We start from the raw sequence: 19,093 nt of genomic DNA on the forward strand, positions 1-19,093 counted from the left end.
TGTCTCCCAATGGCTGAAATGGAGTACTCGTTTCATAATCGGTCATCTCGACCAAATTATCCAGGCAAAGTCCCTTGCGTTACCGACACAATCACGTGGGACGGATGGCCGGCATCGTGAAAGATAGTCTGCAAGGCCGCAACCGGCGCGCCGGCCTCGCCGCCTCGATTGTCATTGCGCTCGAATTTGGGGAAATCGGCTGAGCATATGTCCAGTCGCAGACGATTGCCTGCTTTGAAGCGGTTGGCCGTCGCCCACATGTCGATGTCGAATCGGTAGATGCGCTCCGGCTTCAGAAGCTCCGGCTCCCCGTCCATATGCCTGTAGCGCGCGCGCAGGACGCCGCTCTGCAAGGTTATAGCGCGACCATCCGGGAAGACGTCACTCAGCCGGCCGAAGAAATCCGTATCAGGCGCACTGGAGCTGGCATAAAGGACGAGGTGCAACGGCCCAACCACATCAAGGTCGGCATTCAGCACCGGCGTTGTGTAGGTCAACACATCATCCCGCTCGTGCAATTCCCGGATATCGGTGCTGCCTGCCCGCACCACGTAAGAAAGGATGCTGCCGCCCAGCGTTGGCGTTGGATTTTCCGGATCGTAGACATAGCTGTCCGGCGTTTCATCTGCCGCCGGTGGCAAGGTTGACAGCGCACCGGAGGAACCGAGATAGAGCGTCGCGGCCGTTGCTTCGGGCGGCGGCCAGGTTGCTGCAGCACGCCATTCATTTGCGCTCATAAGGTAGTAAGTAATCGGCGGGATTTCAGCGATCCGCCCTTCCGCCGCGATGTTGTAATAATGCAGTAGAAGCTGAATGCCGTCCTCGGCGCGATATGTCCGCTTCAGAGATGGATGAGCCTCGATCTCTTCCATATATCCAGGCCCGTTGTGTGCTGAAGGCGTGACAAGCAGACGATTGCCCTCCCGGACGGCCGCGTCGCCATGCCGGCTTAGCTGCTTGAACGTTTCCAGCGTATCGCCGAGGCACCAGTCGTACCACCCTGTAATGAAGAGCGAGGGCGCGCGGATGGAGCCGCAGAGCAGTTCGGTGCTGGCGCGCGGAAACATCAGGGCATCCGGGTCGATCGCATGACCAAATACCGAGTTCAACCTGGTGGTGCTCGTGAAGGTGATGACGTCGGTGTCAATGGCTTGTTTGATCAGCCCCGCCCGCCCCGCTGGTGAAAGCGAATTGTACTGCCGCCACAGCCACGCTTTGCGCGCACTTGAAGGCATAAATCCAAGGTTGGGATAATGAGCGAGAAGCGAGGCCGGCAAGGGTTGATCGAGAGCTTCACTGAAATAGCCCGTGGTGAGAGTCTCGTCGAGCATCAGTCGCTCCATCTCACAATGCGGGATCGACGTCTTGCTTCTGCCCTTGCCGACCGATTTCGAATAGGAATTGATCAACATATGGAAGCGGACACCGTGGCTGCGCGCAACACCCAAGCCGGCCACCTCTGGTGCGATTGCGCTCATACCTGGATGGCTCGCCATGGCAAGTTGCGTACCTCCACAATAGGACCCGCCGAACGAGCCCAGAAAGCCGCCATACCAGTCTTGTCTCGTCACCCAGGCGACAAAATCCTGGCCATCTTCCCACTCGTAAACATAGAAATCCCAACTCGACGGCTCGCTATCACCCGTGCCTCGGACGTCCTGCGAGATGACAATATGTCCGCGTCTGGCAAGCTCGTAGAGATCTTCCTCGCGCTGGAGGCGGCCATAAGGTGTGCGTCGCGCGAGCGCGCGGGCCGGCAGCTCCGGCGGCAGGAACAGCTCGGTCGCCAGCCGGATACCGTCACGCATATCCACCATCACCGTGCGCCGCTCGATCGTGGAAACCGGATATAGTGGGGGGATCGTGGACTGTCCCTCAAGTACGGCCAGAAAGGCGGGAGCAGCCTGCGAGAGCGGGGTCGATTTTTCTGCGTCCATTAGTCGTCCTCGTTACTCAGTCGCAAAGTCGGTCCGAGGACATCAACCACCCCATATCTCACCGAAAACACGAAGGAAGTTCTCGCCAAGAATGCCGCGGATCTCGTTTTCGCCGAAGCCCCGCGCCCTGAGCGAGATCTCGACATTGCCGGCATCGGCATGGCCGGCGATCCGCGACGGGAACGTCCAGGGTGGCATCGGGATGTAGCGCTCGTCATAGCCGTAATAGACATAGTCGTCCGCGTTCTCTTCGGCGAAGTCAAAGCCCAGGCCAACATGTTGGGGTCCGACCAAGTCGGCGATGTAGGCGGCGTGATCAATGAGCATATCGAGCGTCGCCGGCCCGTTTCGGGTCAAGAAAAACGGCGCGGCGCAGACACCGATGACGCCACCCGAGGCAGCCACCGCGCGGATGAGGTCGTCGCCGACATTGCGTGGTGTTTCCAGCAAAGCCCGTGCATTGGCATGTGAGATGACCAGCGGCCGCGTTGCGATCTCGGTCGCCTCCAGGGCGGTGCGGGCTCCGGCATGGGCGAGATCCACCACCATGGACAGCGCTTCCATACGACCGATGACCTTCTTGCCGAAAGTGCTCAGACCCGCATCGCTCGCCTCGAAGCAGCCGTCGCCGATGCGATTGCGCGCGTTATAAGTCAGCTGCATCACGCGAATGCCGCATGCTTGGAAAACATTGATGAAATCGAGCTCATCCTCAATCGCGTCCGCGCCTTGAAAATGCAGCACAATCGCCACCTCGCCAGCCGCTTTGGCAGCCCAGACGTCAGCGACGGAGCGTGCGATCCTGATCTTGTGGGTGGCGGAGCGCTCAATCTCCAGCCATTTCGCCACGACCTCCATGGTCGTGCGGAAATCCTCGATCGCCCCTGCCGTGGCAAGGATAACGTCGAGGCCCCCGGCGATGACATCGGGCAGGCGCTTATCGACATCGCGGGGCTTGATCATCGGGGCGGCCGCGTCGAGCAGTATCGGAGAAGAATATAATGCCATGCTTGGACTCTTTCGCTGCAACGCTTACCTCATCGTGTGACGGGGCTATTGGAGGGGGCGTCTGTGTTGTTCCTATCTGTGACCAGCCAACATCGTGCGGCACGCCCGGCGTCCAGGATCGTGTCCGTTGGTGCCTGATCCAGACAGATATCTATCCTTGAGGTACAGCGCGGATGAAAGGCGCAGCCGCTTGGCTTGCGGGCGAGATCCGGCGGACGGCCCTCTATTGTCGCCAAGCCACCTTGGACGCGCATGTCTACGCGCGGCACTGCTTTCAGAAGCGCTGCCGTGTATGGGTGCGCCGGGCGCTCGAAGACCTCGGCAGTGGGACCTTGCTCGATAATTCGGCCGGCATACATGACCAGCACGCGCGAGCAGAACTGCGAGACAAGGGCGATGTTATGCGAGATGAAGATGATCGCGGTGCCGGTCTCGCGGTTCATCGTCGCCAGCAGTTGCACAATCTGAGCCTGGACGGTGACATCGAGCGCGGTCGTCGGTTCGTCGGCAATGACCAATTGCGGCCGATTTGCCGTGCCCATGGCGATGCCGACGCGCTGGCGCATGCCGCCGGAATATTGGTGTGGATAGTCGCGAGCCCGCCTTTCGGCTTCGGGAATACGTACCGCCCGCAACATGTCGACGGAGCGGCGGCTTGCTTCGCGTCTGCTGACAAAGCTGTGCGCCTCGATCGCCTCGCCGATTTGTCGGCCCACCTGCATCACCGGATTGAGCGATGCAGACGGATCCTGAAAGATAAATCCGATTTCATTGCCGCGAACCTTCCGCATCTCGCTTTCGTGCAGAGACAGCAAGTCGCGGCCGGCGAAGGCAATCTGCCCGCCCACAATCCTGCTCGGATAGCGGAGCAGACGGATCAGGGAAAGGGCAAGCATCGTCTTGCCGCAGCCGGATTCGCCCACAATACCGATGACCTCGCCGCGTCTCACATTGAACGAGACCCCGTCGACGGCTTCCACGATGCCGCGCGCCGTCGGGATGTTGACGCACAGGTCGATCACGTCGAGCAGGGTGTCGGCATCGCTGCGGTCCAACATCGCCATTACCTCTCAGATCTGCCCTACTGTTGCGGGCTGCAGCGAGGCCCGAGGCTGCTGCAAAGCGGCGGTGCCGGCGAAATGGCAGGCAACCTGATGCGAATCCCCAGGTGCAGGAATGGGAATCTCGGTTGCGCAGCGAGAGGGGTTGTCGAGCTGCTTTCGCAGCCAGCAGCGCGGATGGAAGCGGCATCCGGACGGAATGTTTAGCGGCGACGGCGGATCGCCGACGACGAGGAGCGGCTCCGATGCCGGCCGGCCGTGCGTAGTGAGCGTGGGTACTGCTGAAAGCAGAGCCATGGTGTAGGGATGGCGCGGCCTTGCGAAAAGAGCCTCGACTTCCGCCAATTCTACAACCGACCCGAGATACATGACCGCGACGCGGCTTGCGATCTGACGGACAATAGCGAGATCATGCGAGATGAAGACATAAGTCAGGCCGAACTGCTGCTGCAGGCTGACCAAGAGGTTGACGATCTGTGCCTGGATAGTAACGTCCAGCGCGCTCAGTGGCTCGTCGCATATGATCAGCTTTGGTGATGCCGCCAGCGCTCGCGCGATACCAATGCGCTGACGCTGGCCGCCACTGAAGGCACGAGGCAGGCGCGGCGCGGCATCGGCCCCCAGCCCCACGAGGTCGAGCAGTTCGGCGACGCGCTTCTTGCGCGCCACGACATCAACGCCCGCAATCAGCAGTGGCTCGCCGACGATCGCCTCGATGCGCTGCCGCGGGTTGAGGCTGGCATGCGGATCCTGGAAGATCATCTGCATGCTGCGACGCGCTAAGCGCAACGCCTTTGGCTGGAGATGGTTGAGCAGCACGCCACCGAATTCGATCGTGCCTGAGGTCGGACGCTGCAGCATGGCGATGGTGCGCCCAAGCGTAGTCTTGCCACAGCCGCTCTCGCCAACGATGGCCAGTGTCTCACCGGCTTCGACCTCGATGCTGATGCCATCGACGGCCCGAACCACTCTCGGTTGCCGAAGGAATCCGCCGCTTGCGGCGAAGGAGACGTGCAAGTCACGGATACTCAGCAGCGAGCCCATGTCACACTCCTCTCTGTCCGCGCAGCGCCGGGTCGAACAGGTCGCGAAGCGCGTCCCCGGCGACGTTGAAGGCGAGCAGCGTTAAGCCAATCGCCAATGCCGGCATCATCAACAGATGCGGAAAAGCCTGGATTGATTGCGCTCCGGCGGAGATCATCGTACCCCAGCTCGGCGTTGGCGGATCAATACCCACACCCAGGAAGCTTAGACCAGCCTCCAGGAGAATGGCGTTTGGCACGACGAAGGTCGCCGACACCAGGATAACCGGAAGGCAGTTCGGCAGGATATGCGTGCGGATGATCAGCCAGTGGCTGGCGCCCGACAAGCGCGAGGCAAGCACATACTCGCTGTCCTTCAGCGCCATGACCTGCGAGCGCACCAGCCGCGCGGTTGTCAGCCACGAGGTCAGGCTAAGCGTCAGGAGAATCCCAAGGAGGCCGCCGGACAGGCGATAGACTTCGGCCAAAGGCGACAGCAACCCTGTAGGCTGGCCGCTCAATTGGCCCTTGATGAGCGCCGCGATCAATATGGCGAAGAGCGTGTCGGGGAAAGCGTACATGCTGTCGACCAAACGCATGATCAGCGTGTCGGCCCGGCCCCCTACATAGGCCGAGACTGTACCGATCATGACACCGATGGCGAGCGCGATCCCGGTGGAAAGCAGCGCTACGATTAACGAGACGCGGGCACCGACAGCGAGCCGGGCGACCATGTCGCGGCCGAGCTCGTCAGTGCCCAGCCAGTGAGCGGAAGAGGGCAATGCGTTACGGTGCAGGATGTCCTGCTTGTAGGCGTCATAGGGCAGCAATGCCGCCCCGAGCGCCAGGATCGCAACCAGCGCCAAAAACGCCAGTCCCAAGCTTAGCGCGGGGTTCTGCCTAGCATGCGTCACCAGGCTCCGCAGCAGGGCTGCGTCGCGTGATGGCTCAGGCTCGGCGTCTCGGGCCAGCACTGTCATGCACCGTGTTCCATGCGGACGCGCGGGTCGAGCAGGAAGTAGCTCATGTCGACGACGATGTTGATGACGACGACGAAGACCGCGTAGACCAGGGTCGTCCCGATGATGACCGGATAGTCGCGCGCAGCGATGGCCAGCACGAAATAGCGACCGAAGCCTGGAATGCCAGCAATCGATTCAACGAAGAAGGAACCGACAAGCACATAGGATGCATAAGCTCCAACAACCGTCACAACCGGGATCAGCGCGTTGCGGCCCATATGGCGGATGATGATGGTGATTGGTCGTAGCCCTTTTGCCCGTGCCGACTGAACGAAGTCGAGATGCATCACCTCGAGCATGCTCGTTCGGAAATAGCGGATGATGGCCGCCATAGGCGCCAGAGCCAGCGAGAGGATAGGAATGATCGCGGAGGGCGTAAACACTCCCTTGAAACCGAAGGTCGGCAGCCAGCCGAGCAGCACACTGAAGCAGACAATTAGGACGGAGGTGACGACATAGGTCGGCATCGAAGTTCCAAGCGTACTCAGTACCCGGACTGCGGTATCGACCCACCGATGCCTGGTGAGTGCGGCCAATGCGCCGAGGGGTAGGCCCAGAAAGATTGCGAGGAGCAGCGCCGATGCGCCGATCTTTAGCGAGACCGGCAGGAAGCGCTTGATGATATCGGTGACCGACTGCGACTGATCGCGGTAGGACGGGCCGAAATCGCCTTGCAGCGCATCCCAGAGATAATCGGCATACTGCACATAAAGCGGCTGATCGAGCCGGTACTTGGCATCAAGCGCCGCCTTGACCGAAGGCTCGATGGGCCTGTTGGAGCCGACATCCCACGGTGATCCCGGTGTCACATGAGCGATGAAGAACACCATCGTGTAGACGAGGATGAGGGTTGGGATACCGGCCAGTATGCGCTTTAGAAAATAGGTTAGCATCCTGTTCGTCCCTGTCCAGACTACTCGAAGCTGGCTTCTTCAATGTGATAGAAGTCAAGCACGCCTTCGTGTTTCAGTCCTTTGACATTCGGTTTGATCAGCCAAAGATTGGTGGGATTGAAAAGCGGACTCATTGGCGCTTCGTCTTCAAGGATCTTGTTGGCGGCGCGAAAGATTTCGGTGCGCTTGGCCGGATCGGTCTCGAGGTTGCCCTTCGTAACCAGAGCGGCGAAGTCAGGGGTCTTGAAGTGGTTCTGGCGGTAGTCGGCCAGTATCAGATCACCGAACCAGTTCGCCGGGTCAGCATAGTCCGACCACCAGCCGTTCAACATCGCGTCGTAGGGTTCGGCCTTGCGCGACGCGACCCACGAGCGGAAGGCGTTTTCCTCAAGCTGGTTGATGTTGGCGGTGATGCCGAGGTTCTCCGACCACATCTGCTGCAGCAGCTGTGCAACGAGCGGCCGGCCGGCGGTCGGCGTTGTCGTTATGGTGAAGGCCGGAAAGCCCTTGCCACCAGGAAAGCCGGCTTCGGCCAGCAGCTTCTTGGCGTCCTCAACGTTGCCCTTTAGCGCGTCGTCCGGATTGCTGCCGGCGATCGAGTCCGGAAGCACAGTGGCGGTGGGATGGTCGGTTCCGTCGCTGACGACGGCCACGATCGCCTTGCGGTCGATCGCCAGGCTCAGCGCTTGCCGCACACGCTTGTCGTTCCACGGCGCATGCGAAAGATCGTATTGGACCCAAGTCGTACCCGCAATTGCATATGGGACCAACTCTTTTGACAGCGTCGGATCCGCCTTCACCCGGGGAAGGTCCTGGGTTGGGATACATGAAGCAAAGTCGATCTCGCCGGCCTCGTAAGCGCGCATCTGTGCAGTGCACAGATCGCCCGAGGCGATGGTCATCTCGATCTTGCCGATCGCGGGTTTGGTGCCGCCGTAATAGGGATTTGTCTCCATGCTTATCGACTGGTCGTTGATCCTTGCCGTCAACTTGTAAGGTCCGTTGGACAGCATGTTCTCCGGTGCGATCCATTTGTCGCCGACCTTTTCGATAAGCGCCTTTGGCACCGGCGTCAGATAGGGCAGCGCGAGCTTGGCCCGAAAATAGGGCGCCACCGTCGCGGTCACCACCTGGAACGTGTATTCACCGGTCGCCTTGATGCCGACCGCGTCAGCGTCGGTGATCTTGCCTTTGTTGTAGGCGTCAGCGTTCTCCACGTCGCCGAGGAAGGTCGCCACTTCGCTGGCCATCTTGGGGTCCAGGATGCGCTTCCAGGAATAGACCCAGTCGGCGGCGGTGATCGGAACGCCGTTCGACCATTTGTAGTTTGGGTTGAGAGTGATCGTCCACGTCCTGCCGTCAGCGCCGAGATCAATGCTCTTGGCTTGGCGCAGGACCAAGTTGCCCTTTTCATCGAGGCGGGCCAACGGCTCAAAGAGTTGGGCATTCACGAAGATTGAGAAGTCGGAAGCCAGGTTGGGATCCATGAACCGCGGCTCGCCCGTCATCATGCGAAAAGTCTTGGGCTCCTCGGCGTTCGCGATGCTGGCTAGCAGGCCAACGCCCATGATCAGGGCGCTTGCCGATGCAGCGAGTGCGCGTGGAAGTATCATCTCAAATCTCCATCTTGCGTGGAATTTACGGTCGGTCGTTCCCCGTGCCGACTACAGTCAACGTAGTAGATGGATAATTCTTTTTCTAATACCGATTACGTCCGGATTGATGCCCGTGTGGCCTCAATCTGGATAGCATCTTATCGGTCGGGTCGGCGCTGCACGCTCCGTTTGCTTGGCTCGGCATCCATGTTGGACGTCACCTCGCGTACCACCGCGATGAAATTCTGCAATGTCTTCGACTTAAGATCGGGATGCCAGGCGACAACACTTGCGACCGAGGGCATATCCTCCCGGAACGGCCTAACCGCAACGTCGTGGCGCGTCTTCAGCCATCGGGCGTTGACATAGATCGAGACGCCGACGCCTGCGGCGACCAGATTGACGATGCCGTCAGAATGCGCGGCCTCTTGGACCACGCGCGGTCGAAACCCAGCCGACATGCAAATTGAGTCGACGAGGTCGAGAAAGGTGGCCCATGAGTTGACTGCTCCCAGCACGAATGGCTCGGGAGCCAGGCTGGCGAGGTTTATTTCCGAATTTGCAGCGAGCTTGTGACCGCGCGGAAGTAGGCAAATCAGCTGTTCGCGTCGCACGATTTGAAATTCGAGATTGCTGACCAGATGCGCGCCGAACAGGAAGCCAACATCGAGCCGGCGCTTGCGCAGCGCTTCGGCCATATCCGGCGAACTCATGGAGCGCAGTTCAACCTCAACATCTGGATATCGGGAACGGAAATCGCGAACAATCTTCGGAAGCGCATCGTTGATGGCAAAGTCATTAAAACCGACCGAGATCGTACCGAGGTCACCTTCGTTGACGCGGTGTGCGACGCGAATTGCCGCAGCGACATGCTCGAGCACATCGCGGGCTTCCGGCAGGAAGGCTATGCCCGCTGCAGTCATGGTCACCATTCTAGTGGTGCGATCGAAAAGACGCACCCCAAGCAGACCTTCAAGATCACGGATGGTCCGGCTAAGTGCTGGCTGGGCTATATTCAGGCGATCGGCTGCGCGGCGGAAGTTTTTATCCTCTGCCACAGCTATAAAGGCCCTAAGATGGCGTAGCTCGACTGACATTATGATCTCTTCGCTACGAAAACAGCTAAACGCGCCCGTGCGCAGCAAAGCGGATATGTCACCGCTTGTCATGCATCTTGTTCAAAATTCCTGACTACTCGAGGAATCGAGGAATCAGGTTGTTTTCGTCGTTCGACCGCAGCCTTGGCGACATTGCTCCGCAAAGCCCAGCTGCGCAGCGTCAACGAACAGCGGTTGACGGCGCAGTGCGCACGACTATCCAGAAATCCTGAACCATATGGCCCATATCGCAGGATCGGAACTCGACCAGCGCCGACCTGGCACTCCTGGAGATCGTTCAACATAACAATCGTTTGACCTCCCAGGAGTTCGCAACCCTTGCAAACCTTTCACCGTTGAGGCGGGTTCATATCGACATTCACCTCAGGGGCCGTGAAACGACTTCGATGGGCCGGGTGCGGGCTGCGTGTGTCGTGCGCTCGATCGAAAGCACCGTCTGCGGCGGAAGCTCTCCATCATGCAGCCTCTGGAGATGCTCGACGACATTCTTATCCGCGGCCGTGAACCGGTGGTTCAGGCGAAGAAAGTCCATCCAGGTCGGCGTGCGGAATGTCTCCGTCCAAACCGAAGGCGTTTGCAGGTTGCGCTGGAGCGTCCAGTTTCGTGCACCGGCGCGGCTTTGAACGTGCCGCCTGGCGCGCATGCAGCCCAGAAACGCCTCGGTATTTGCTTCGGATATGGAATACTCGATTTTGACATTGATCGGGCCACTCCTGGGCTTCAGATCGAGTGCCAGGTCTGGCGGATCGAAATCCGAACTTTCCTGGTCCGTTTCTTCCCATGGACGCACTGGGAACAGTATTCCCGCTGCCGCGACCAACAATAGGGCCCCTCCCGCTCCCTCCAGAGCCCAGGTCAGGGAGTAGTTCTGGGCGACGGTTCCCCAGACCCAGCTGCCGGCAGCCATGCCGCCGGCGCTCAAGGCGTAGTAGATCGATAGTGTGCGGCCGACGACCCATCTTGGACTGGCCAGCTGCACCGAGACGTCGATGCCCGTCCAGGTGATGAGCCATCCGGCCCCCCCGAGTGCCAGCGCCAAAGCCGCCACCGCGACCGACGATGTCAGGGCAAGGGAAAGGCAGCATGATGCACATGCAACAGAGGCGGCCGCCACCAGCTTGTTTTGAGACATGATCCGCCTGAGGAAGCTGTTGCTCATGCCGGCGACGAAAGCCCCGCCGCCGAAACCGGCCAACAGAATGCCGTAGACGATTGGACCGCTTTGCAACTGATCGCGGACAACGAGAGGCAGCAGCGCGAGGATAGAGATGCTGGCCAAGCCGAACAGGGTCGCCCGGGCGACCGCAGACCTAATCTCGAAGGACATTGCAGTGAAGCGCAGCCCGTCGTGAATAGCCGTGGTCATTTTCTCGCGCGGGAGAGGCGAAGCGCGGACGTGCCATTTGGTACGCCATATGGCGGCAAGCGGCGTCAGATCGCACAGCGCGGCCAGGGCGAAAGCGGTGAGCGGTCCGAAGAAAGCCAGGATCACGCCCCCCAAAGCCGGACCAACGCTACGCACGACGTTGTATCCCACAGACGTCAGCGTCACGGCGGCCGGAATGTCCCGCTTGTGCAATATATCGCCGATTGAAGCGTGCCAGGCTGGATCGTTCAAGGCAAAGCCGCAGCCTGCGAGGAAACCAAGTCCGAGGATGAGCCAGGGACTGATAAATCCCAGGTAGACAGAAATCACCAGTGTCGTTGACGCCAACGCCAACAGGCAGTGTCCTGCAAACATCACCCATCTGCGGCTGAAATTGTCGGCGATGGCTCCGGCAAGGATCGACAAGAAGAACACTGGCAACGTCGACGCGGCCTGCACCAGTGCAACCATCAGATCGGACGCCGAAATCGTCGCCATCAGCCAACTGATGGCCACCGTTTGCACGAGCCATCCCAGACTGGATATTTGTGAGGCCGTCCAGATCGAACGAAACACCCCGTTCCGAAGTGGAGCGAGGGTTGTTGAAGTGGATGTATGGGGGTCAACGTGCTGCATGTCTCTCTGCTTTCAGGCCTCCCAGCCTCGTTGCTGCGACGCAGCAGGATATCCAGCGTTTCCCGGAAACCGGCATCATGAGCCAAATCGAGCGTTATGGCTTAACATCTCGCGTGAGATATCTTATTGAACCCGGCGAGTGGCTGGTCGGCTCAAGCGCGTTCGACGGACTTGAGAAGCGGCAACGGCTTGCGACGATCATCCTCAAGCCACATTTCGCCCTGCCCCGATTTCAGGCAGCCGTGATTGCCACGGCATGGCTTCTTCCAGATCGCGCGCGACACGCACGAGCGTCGCTTCATCGCCAAAGCGTCCAACGATCTGTACCCCAATCGGCAACCCACTTGCTGACTGTGCCAGAGGAAGGGAGACAGAGGGATGGCCCGTGACGTTAAAGACACCGACGAACTGGTAGTATGCCGCATCGGCATCCATGTACTCTTCTGCAGAGATGCTTGGATGGGTGGCGCAATAGACGCCACCATGCGGTGGCGCGGGTGTTGGCATCGTAGGAGTTACCAGAATATCGAAGTTCTGGATGGCTTCGCCGACGTGCAGTCTCATCTGTCGCACGGCATCAAAGATATCTAGTGCGTTAGATATCGTTATTGTGCGGCCGTATTCATGGAGCTTCAAATTGACGGGTTCCAAGGTCTCTGGCCCTATGGAACGACCCATGGATGCCGCCGCCGCTTCCAGCCGACTTGCCCCCATGCCAGCCATTCCAAGCAAGATCTTGCTATACATCGCCGGACTGTAGGGAGGTCGTACCTCAGCCACTATGTGTCCCATGTCTTCAAGCACTTTGACGGTTGCATCAACGGCTCGCTGTACCTCTGGCTCGACTTCGACGGCACCCCATTTTGATCTTGCGACGCCGACCCGCAATCTGCTGTTGGAACGCTTCAACTCTTCCGAATAGGGCCGTTCCGGCTGAACTACAATAAATGGATCACCGGGATGAGGACCGGAAAATATGTCCAGTGCGGCAGCCATATCCCGGACGGTTTTGCAGACGACGAATTGTCGTGCGAACCCGAATCCGGAATCCTGATTGTGAGGGCCACCCGAAACGCGACCCCGTGAGGGATTGAGCCCGACCAGACCGCACCATGCGGCGGGGGTTCGCGTTGATCCGCCACCGTCGCTAGCCGAGGCAATAGGAACGATGCCGGCAGCAACAGCAGCTGCCGCCCCGGCCGAAGAGCCCCCTGCCGACCGTTTGAGATTCCAGGGATTGCCGGTCACGCCATTGAGAACGGATTCGCTCATCCCGGAAATCCCGAACTCTGGCGTCGTGGTCCGACCCAGAATTCGCAAACCTCCTTCCCGAGCTCGCCGCACATAATAGCTGTCGAACTCCCAGCGATTATCCTTGAATAGACGGCTTCCTTTTTCTTCCAGCCTCCCAGCCTCGGCAAAACCCAAGTCTTTTCTTAAGAAAGGCACCCCGTGAAACAACCCTCCGCGCACGCCACTTTCAGCAACTGCGTCAGCATCATCATAGAATTCAATGACGGCATTGATCCGCGGGTTGACCACATCATGTGCCTCGCGAGCCAACCGCGCCAGTTCCAGCGCAGTAACTTCGCCGGAATCCACCAGCGCAGCCAAGCCTTTGGCGTCGTAGTTGACATATTCGCTCAACTTCATCGTCTTGTTTACTTTCTGCGATAGCGAATTTGACGGCTTTTGAGGGGATCGTGGCGTCTCTGCTGACGACCCGCTGGTCAGTTCGTTTAGTCGTCATGATGTTGTAGCTGCCAGCCAACATGCGGTCTGGTGATGCGCGCCTACGTCGACGACCGGCGGCTCTTCGTGTCTGCAGCGGTCCATTGCAAGAGGGCAGCGGGGATGAAACCGACATCCACTTGGGATGCGCGCAGCACTCGGCACCTCACCGCTGAGACCAGGAAGGGGGTCGGCGGCAATCATCGGCCGGACCTTCGGAGTGGCATCCCTGAGAGCCATGGTATAGGGGTGCCTGGGATTGAAAGTGATGTCGTCGGCGCTGCCGATTTCCACGATGCGTCCAAGGTACATCACGGCTATTCGGTCGGCGATCGACCAAGCAACCGGCAGATCATGCGTGATGAACAGAAGCGCCATGTTCCGCTGCGTACGCAGGTCCATCAGGACCTGGAGGATTTGCGCCCTTATCGAAACGTCAAGCATTGACACCGGCTCGTCGGCAACGATCAGTTCCGGTTCTACGGCAAGGGCTCCAGCTATCACCACGCGTTGACGTTGACCGCCGGACAATTCGTGCGGGAAACGAGCAAAGAAGTCCTGTGGGGGATTGAGTCCGGCTGCTGCAAGAGATTTGGCAACGCGCCGCGTGATCGCCTCGTGGCCACTGGCCAAGCGCAGAGAGCGCACGCCCTCTGCGACGATATCGAAGATGGTGTGACGAGGATTGAGGGCCTGATAAGCGTCTTGGAAAATCATTTGGACGCGGTGTCGGTAGGGGCGCAAGGCGGCCCCTCCAACCAGCGTCATGTCCTCACCATCAAACACCAGTTTACCGCCCGTCGGTTGGACCAGTTTGGTGATTACGCGGCCGACGGTTGATTTACCGCTGCCTGACTCACCGACGATGGCAAGTATTTCGCCGCGGGCGATGGTCAGGTCCACCCCGTCGAGAGCGCGAATTTGCGCGCTCGTGCGCCCGAACAGGCTACCGAACATTCCGCCTCGGCCGGGAAAATGCACTTGCAGATTCTGCAGCGCCATTATGTTCGTGACGTCAGCCATTGGATGCTAACCTGCTGTCGCTAGGAGCCGAATAGAGGTGACAGGCGACACGCCCTTCCGCGTGCGTGTCAATATCGGGCACATGGACCGCGCAGATGCTCATGGCGGACGGACAGCGTGAACGAAAAGCGCATCCCGACACACGGTTCTGCAAAGTCGGCGGATCCCCCGGAATGGGCCGAGTAATTCGCTTTCCCGTACTAGGGTCGGGAATTGAATCGATTAAAAGCTTGGTATATGGGTGCTTCGGGCTCTGGAAGATGTCAGCAACAGTGCCATCCTCTATGATGCGGCCGGCATACATGATCATCACACGGTCGCAAGATTCCGCCACGACCGACAGATCGTGAGTTATCAGGATCAGAGCGAGGTTTAGCTCTTTCCTCAGCTTTGTGAGCAACTTCAGAATTTGGGCCTGGGTGATGACATCGAGTGCCGTCGTCGGCTCATCCCCAATGACAACAGAGGGATTGCAAGCAAGTGCCATGGCAATCATCACGCGTTGACGCATGCCGCCAGACAATTCGTGCGGATAAGCTGCTCCGCGTTCTGCCGAGATACCGACAAGTTCAAGGAGCACCCTGGCGCGTGCTCTAGCCTCATCACGCGCCATTCCGAGTTTGAGCATACAGGGTTCGGCAATCTGCTTTGAAACCCGCTGCACGGGGTTGAGAGCGTTCATTGCGCCTTGAAACACCACCGAAAGATCGTTCCAGCGATGAGGCCGCATCGCATCATCATCACCGATGGGAAGGCGCATACCGCGGTAGCGAACTTCTCCTGCAGTGACTGCTGCATTAGGTGACAACAAACCTGCAACTGCCATGGCCGTTGTGGTCTTGCCGCTTCCGGATTCACCGACGAGGCCAACGGCCTCGCCGGCACGCAGGTCGAAGCTCACATCGCGAATGGCAGGCAACGAGATGCCCTTCAACGCGTAATCCACGGCAAGATCCGCCACCTCCAGCAAAGGCAGACTTGGCATTTTAGGTGCGTTGTTCATGGGATGGCCCTCCTGCGTGGATTGAAGGTGTCATCGAGGGCGTTGCCAATCAAAACGAAGCTCAGGGAGACGATGACTACACACAGACCGGGAGCGCCGAGATACCACCAAGCACCGGAACTCGCGGCGCCTGCGCGCTGAGCAAGAGCCAGCAGCGTGCCCCATGAGGGCTGCAGTGGGTCACCAAGTCCTAGGAACGACAGGGCTGTTTCGGTATAGATCGCGTTTGCAACAACCAAGGCGCCGTTGGCTGCAATCTGCGGCACCAGGTTGGGCAGAAGATGGCGCAGCATGATGTTGAGATTGCTCGTTCCAACCACCTTGGCGCGTTCAACGAATTGTCGCTCACGAAGCGTCAGCGTCTGGCTTCGAACAATACGTGCGACGAAGGCCCAACTGGTCAAGCCGATGACCAGGATGATGACGAACAGAGAGGGGCGAAAGCCCAGTATGTTCCCACTGCGTCCGATAGCCTCGAGAACCACCGGCGTGATCACCAAGGCAAGGACGAAGGATGGTATGACGAAAAAGAAATCCGTCATGCGCATCAACCAGCCATCGACCCAACGGCCGTAATAACCTGCTGCCATGCCAATAGCGGTTCCGACGACGAGGCTGATAAGGGTCGAGACCAGCGCGATCACGAGCGATGTGCGTGCACCGTGCACTATGAGGTTCAGCACATCGCGCCCAGCTTCGTCAGTTCCAAGCAGGTTCGCTTGGGAGGGTGGTACCAGAAAGTCACCTGTGGCGTTCATCGCAGTTTGCAATGGACCGACCAATATGTTGGGCATGGCTGCCATGCCAACAAAAACAATCAAGGCGAGAAGACCTAGCCGGGCACCGCTGTGAGCCAAGAACTGGCGAAGAAACGATTTGATCGCGCGGACTCTGATTTGTCGGCGGTTCTCAGAAAGAGGTATGGTGTCAGTCATCATGATCTCTGTCATTACCGTACCCGCGGGTCGAGAAGGCCGTAGATCAGGTCGGCAATGAGGTTCGCAAACACAATCGAGGCGCCGAGTACAAGGAATATGCCTTGCAGCACGGGGTAGTCGCGCGCGTTGAGCGCCTCAACGGTCAAGCTGCCTATTCCCGGCCAGGCGAAAACCGACTCGACCGTGATTGCGCCGGCAACAACATAGCCGAGATTGAGCGTGATCAGGGTCACGACGGGGAGCAGAGCATTGCGGAACGCGTGCCGCATTAGCATCTGGCCATTGGTTAGTCCCTTGGCTCGCGCCGTCACCATATAGTCTTCAGTGACAACGTCACTCATTGCTGCCCTGGCAACAACCACGTATTGGCCAATGAGTCCCAATGCTACGGCGACAACTGGAAGGGTCAGATGGCGTAACCGATCGGTCAGTCCCGCCAGAAAGCTGCCATCGCCAGCGCCGGGTGAGTATGAACCATAGCCCGGCAACCAGCCAAGCATGGTACTGAAGCCTACCACCAGCAACATCCCGAGCCAAAAAGGCGGCGTCGAATAAAGCGCCAGGGAGGTGCCTGTTGTGAGATTGTCAACGACTCCACCGCGCCGCCAGCCGGCATAGATTCCAAGGAAGACCCCAAAGATGATCGCGATGATCTGAGCCAGTCCCACCAAGGCAAGCGTTGCCGGCAGGCGCTCCATGATCAACTCGCCGACGCGCCTTCCCCTGAACTTAAAGCTATAGCCTAAGTCACCCCGGAGCGTGGTCGAAAGATAGCTGACAAGCTGGTCAGGCACGAGCGGCTTGTCGAGGCCCCAGCTTTGTCGCTGGGCCTGCATCTGTTCCGCCGTTACCGAGCTGCGAGCCCCCGCCAACAACATCGCGGCGGGGTCTCCAGGAATAACTCGAAACAGCAGGAAGTTGAGGACCGCGACCATCAAAAGCGTGATCACCGCCCTGAACATGACCTGGGCGACGTGATGGCCACTATGGCCGCGTATACCCCCGCTCATCACATCGCCTTCAAGCGATCAAACGGAAAGTAGCTCCACATTGCCAACATGTCTTCCGTTCCCCAGCCCTGGAAGCAGTCTTTTCTTCGCGCTTCGAGCATCATTGGATAAGCCAGCATGATAAAGGGGGCCTCTTGATAGATGAGGCGCACAGCTTTATCGACCAACGCTTGACTTTTCTTAATGTCTGCAGTGCCTTCAACCTCCGAAATCAGCTGGTCAAACTCGCTGCTTTGCCAATAAGCTCTGTTTTGGTCGGATCTCCCTAGAGCAAGTAAGTCAGGGGCGCTAAGAGATAACCACCCTCCGCATATTAAAAGATCCCACTTCCCCCCACCCTGATCCGGCGAGGCGGTTCGGGCGTCTAGCCCGCCCGGATCCAGTTGAGTAACTGATACCGGGATTCCAATCTGCCCCAGCCAGCCAGCCACCAATTGAACGGCAGCCATTGGTGTCTCGATGGTGCCTGAGCTGGTCCCGGTAATCAACTCAAGTTGGAAAGCGTTTCCGTCCTTATCCTCTCGAACGCCATCACCATCGGCATCCTTGTAACCTGCGGCATCAAGCCTGCGGGCTGCCTCTTCCAGGTCGAAATGGCGCTTTATGTCTTCCAGTTCGGAGTAGTAACTGGTTGCAGACGGCATAACCAGACCCACACCGGGATCGGCGTTTCCTCTGAAGGCTCTTTCGGCAATCATTTTCTGATCTATGGCGTAACCTATGGCATCGCGAAAACCCTTGTCCTGCAAGGCCTTCGTGCTGCCCGCTCCCTTGCCGGAGGCGGTATTGAACGCGAGATAATTGCGGGCTTCCGTCCGTTGCTTTCCGACAACGATCGCTTCGTCCTTTGACAAATCACTCCATTGCGCCGCGGTGAGATTCATACCGTAGTCGAGGTTCCCGCTTTTTAGCCCTTGGGCGATCGAGTCCGCGCTCGGGAAGAACGAGAAAATAAGGCCGGCAATCTTCGGCTGACCTGTGCGGAAATGAGCGTTTGGCGTTAGACGGGCAAACTGTCCTTGTTGGAACTCGGAGACAATCATAGGTCCGGTACCGACCAATGGCGGGTCGTTGCGAAAGGTACTGCGTGCGTCTGCGTAGCTGACAGAACTCCAGATGTGCTCGGGGACGATCATGATGGTATTGTCAACCGGCCATCTAGTCGGCTTCTTGGTAGTTATCTTCAGCGTCGTTTCGTCCACGACCTCGATTGACTCGACTTGTGCCAGGCCAGAGGTATTGTTCCAGCCGACATTCAGCTCATTTGGCGTTCCAATTGACTTCTTGAGGTATTCATATGTAAATGCCACGTCTTTTGCTGTGGCGGGTTTGCCATCCGACCACTTCATCCCCGGCCAAATCGTGAAAGTCCACGTGAGTTCTTTGTCATCGATAGACCATTCCTTGGCAAAACCGAGCCGGTCAGGATGCCGCTGTGCATCAAAGCCTACGAGAAAGTCGTACGTGAACGTAGTTGGCCAGAACGAAGACCATGTAGCGAAGGGATTCATCGTATCAGGTGCGGCAAGGCCCGCCACACGAACAATTTGGTCACTACACGACACAGAGGCCGCGAAAGCATGTGACGAAGCGATGAAAGGAGCGGCTGTTCCGGCAAGCAGCGCCTTCAAGACAGAGCGACGGTCTAAGTTAAAATCTTCCATTTTTTGTTCTCCCTCTTTTTTATTCGAACCTTGCTGGTTTCGAAACATGTTGATTTGCACGCATAA

15 protein-coding genes are annotated in these 19,093 nt (G+C 58.7%); all 15 read right to left on the reverse strand.

Annotated elements, in window-relative coordinates; translation table 11 throughout:
- Positions 1–56: 56 nt before the first annotated feature.
- Entirely contained in the window at positions 57–1,937 is a 1,881-nt protein-coding gene (locus tag CK227_RS14635; RefSeq protein WP_095774201.1) for a CocE/NonD family hydrolase, read from the reverse strand.
- Between the two features lie 42 nt (positions 1,938–1,979).
- On the reverse strand, positions 1,980–2,945 hold the full coding sequence (locus CK227_RS14640) for a membrane dipeptidase (protein ID WP_095774200.1): 966 nt from the start codon (positions 2,943–2,945) through the stop codon (positions 1,980–1,982).
- A gap of 29 nt (positions 2,946–2,974) precedes the next feature.
- Positions 2,975–4,009, reverse strand: a complete 1,035-nt coding sequence (locus CK227_RS14645) for an ABC transporter ATP-binding protein (protein WP_095774199.1) — start codon at positions 4,007–4,009, stop codon at positions 2,975–2,977.
- A 6-nt stretch (positions 4,010–4,015) separates the two neighbouring features.
- Positions 4,016–5,050 carry an oligopeptide/dipeptide ABC transporter ATP-binding protein gene (locus CK227_RS14650; protein WP_095774198.1) on the reverse strand — a complete coding sequence of 345 codons (1,035 nt, stop codon included), beginning with the start codon at positions 5,048–5,050 and terminating at the stop codon, positions 4,016–4,018.
- Position 5,051: 1 nt separating this feature from the next.
- Positions 5,052–6,008, reverse strand: a complete 957-nt coding sequence (locus tag CK227_RS14655; RefSeq protein ID WP_095774197.1) for an ABC transporter permease — start codon at positions 6,006–6,008, stop codon at positions 5,052–5,054.
- The gene (locus CK227_RS14660; protein ID WP_095774196.1) at positions 6,005–6,943 is read right to left on the reverse strand and encodes an ABC transporter permease; all 939 of its coding nucleotides are present in this window, start codon (positions 6,941–6,943) and stop codon (positions 6,005–6,007) included. The genes CK227_RS14655 and CK227_RS14660 overlap by 4 nt, the downstream gene beginning before the upstream one ends.
- Positions 6,944–6,963: 20 nt before the next feature.
- Entirely contained in the window at positions 6,964–8,556 is a 1,593-nt protein-coding gene (locus CK227_RS14665) for a peptide ABC transporter substrate-binding protein (protein ID WP_095774195.1), read from the reverse strand.
- 140 nt (positions 8,557–8,696) lie between these two features.
- Positions 8,697–9,635, reverse strand: a complete 939-nt coding sequence (locus CK227_RS14670; protein ID WP_179296490.1) for a LysR substrate-binding domain-containing protein — start codon at positions 9,633–9,635, stop codon at positions 8,697–8,699.
- A gap of 379 nt (positions 9,636–10,014) precedes the next feature.
- Positions 10,015–11,658 carry an MFS transporter gene (locus tag CK227_RS14675; RefSeq protein ID WP_095774193.1) on the reverse strand — a complete coding sequence of 548 codons (1,644 nt, stop codon included), beginning with the start codon at positions 11,656–11,658 and terminating at the stop codon, positions 10,015–10,017.
- A 204-nt stretch (positions 11,659–11,862) separates the two neighbouring features.
- Positions 11,863–13,311: an amidase gene (locus tag CK227_RS14680; protein ID WP_095774192.1), complete on the reverse strand. Its 1,449-nt coding sequence runs from the start codon at positions 13,309–13,311 to the stop codon at positions 11,863–11,865.
- Between the two features lie 93 nt (positions 13,312–13,404).
- Complete coding sequence (locus CK227_RS14685) at positions 13,405–14,412, reverse strand: ABC transporter ATP-binding protein (protein ID WP_095774191.1); 1,008 nt, start codon at positions 14,410–14,412, stop codon at positions 13,405–13,407.
- Positions 14,405–15,415, reverse strand: coding sequence for an ABC transporter ATP-binding protein (locus CK227_RS14690; protein WP_095774190.1), 1,011 nt, complete (start codon positions 15,413–15,415; stop codon positions 14,405–14,407). Before CK227_RS14690 ends, CK227_RS14685 begins: the two co-directional genes overlap by 8 nt.
- Positions 15,412–16,365 (reverse strand): ABC transporter permease, encoded by a 954-nt coding sequence (locus tag CK227_RS14695; protein WP_095774189.1) that lies wholly within the window; start codon positions 16,363–16,365, stop codon positions 15,412–15,414. The genes CK227_RS14690 and CK227_RS14695 overlap by 4 nt, the downstream gene beginning before the upstream one ends.
- Entirely contained in the window at positions 16,365–17,363 is a 999-nt protein-coding gene (locus tag CK227_RS14700) for an ABC transporter permease (RefSeq protein WP_095774188.1), read from the reverse strand. The genes CK227_RS14695 and CK227_RS14700 overlap by 1 nt, the downstream gene beginning before the upstream one ends.
- The gene (locus CK227_RS14705; RefSeq protein WP_095774281.1) at positions 17,363–19,027 is read right to left on the reverse strand and encodes a peptide ABC transporter substrate-binding protein; all 1,665 of its coding nucleotides are present in this window, start codon (positions 19,025–19,027) and stop codon (positions 17,363–17,365) included. Before CK227_RS14705 ends, CK227_RS14700 begins: the two co-directional genes overlap by 1 nt.
- Positions 19,028–19,093: the final 66 nt, after the last annotated feature.

The organism is Mesorhizobium sp. WSM4308 (genome assembly GCF_002294905.1).
In the GTDB taxonomy this organism is placed as follows: domain Bacteria; phylum Pseudomonadota; class Alphaproteobacteria; order Rhizobiales; family Rhizobiaceae; genus Mesorhizobium.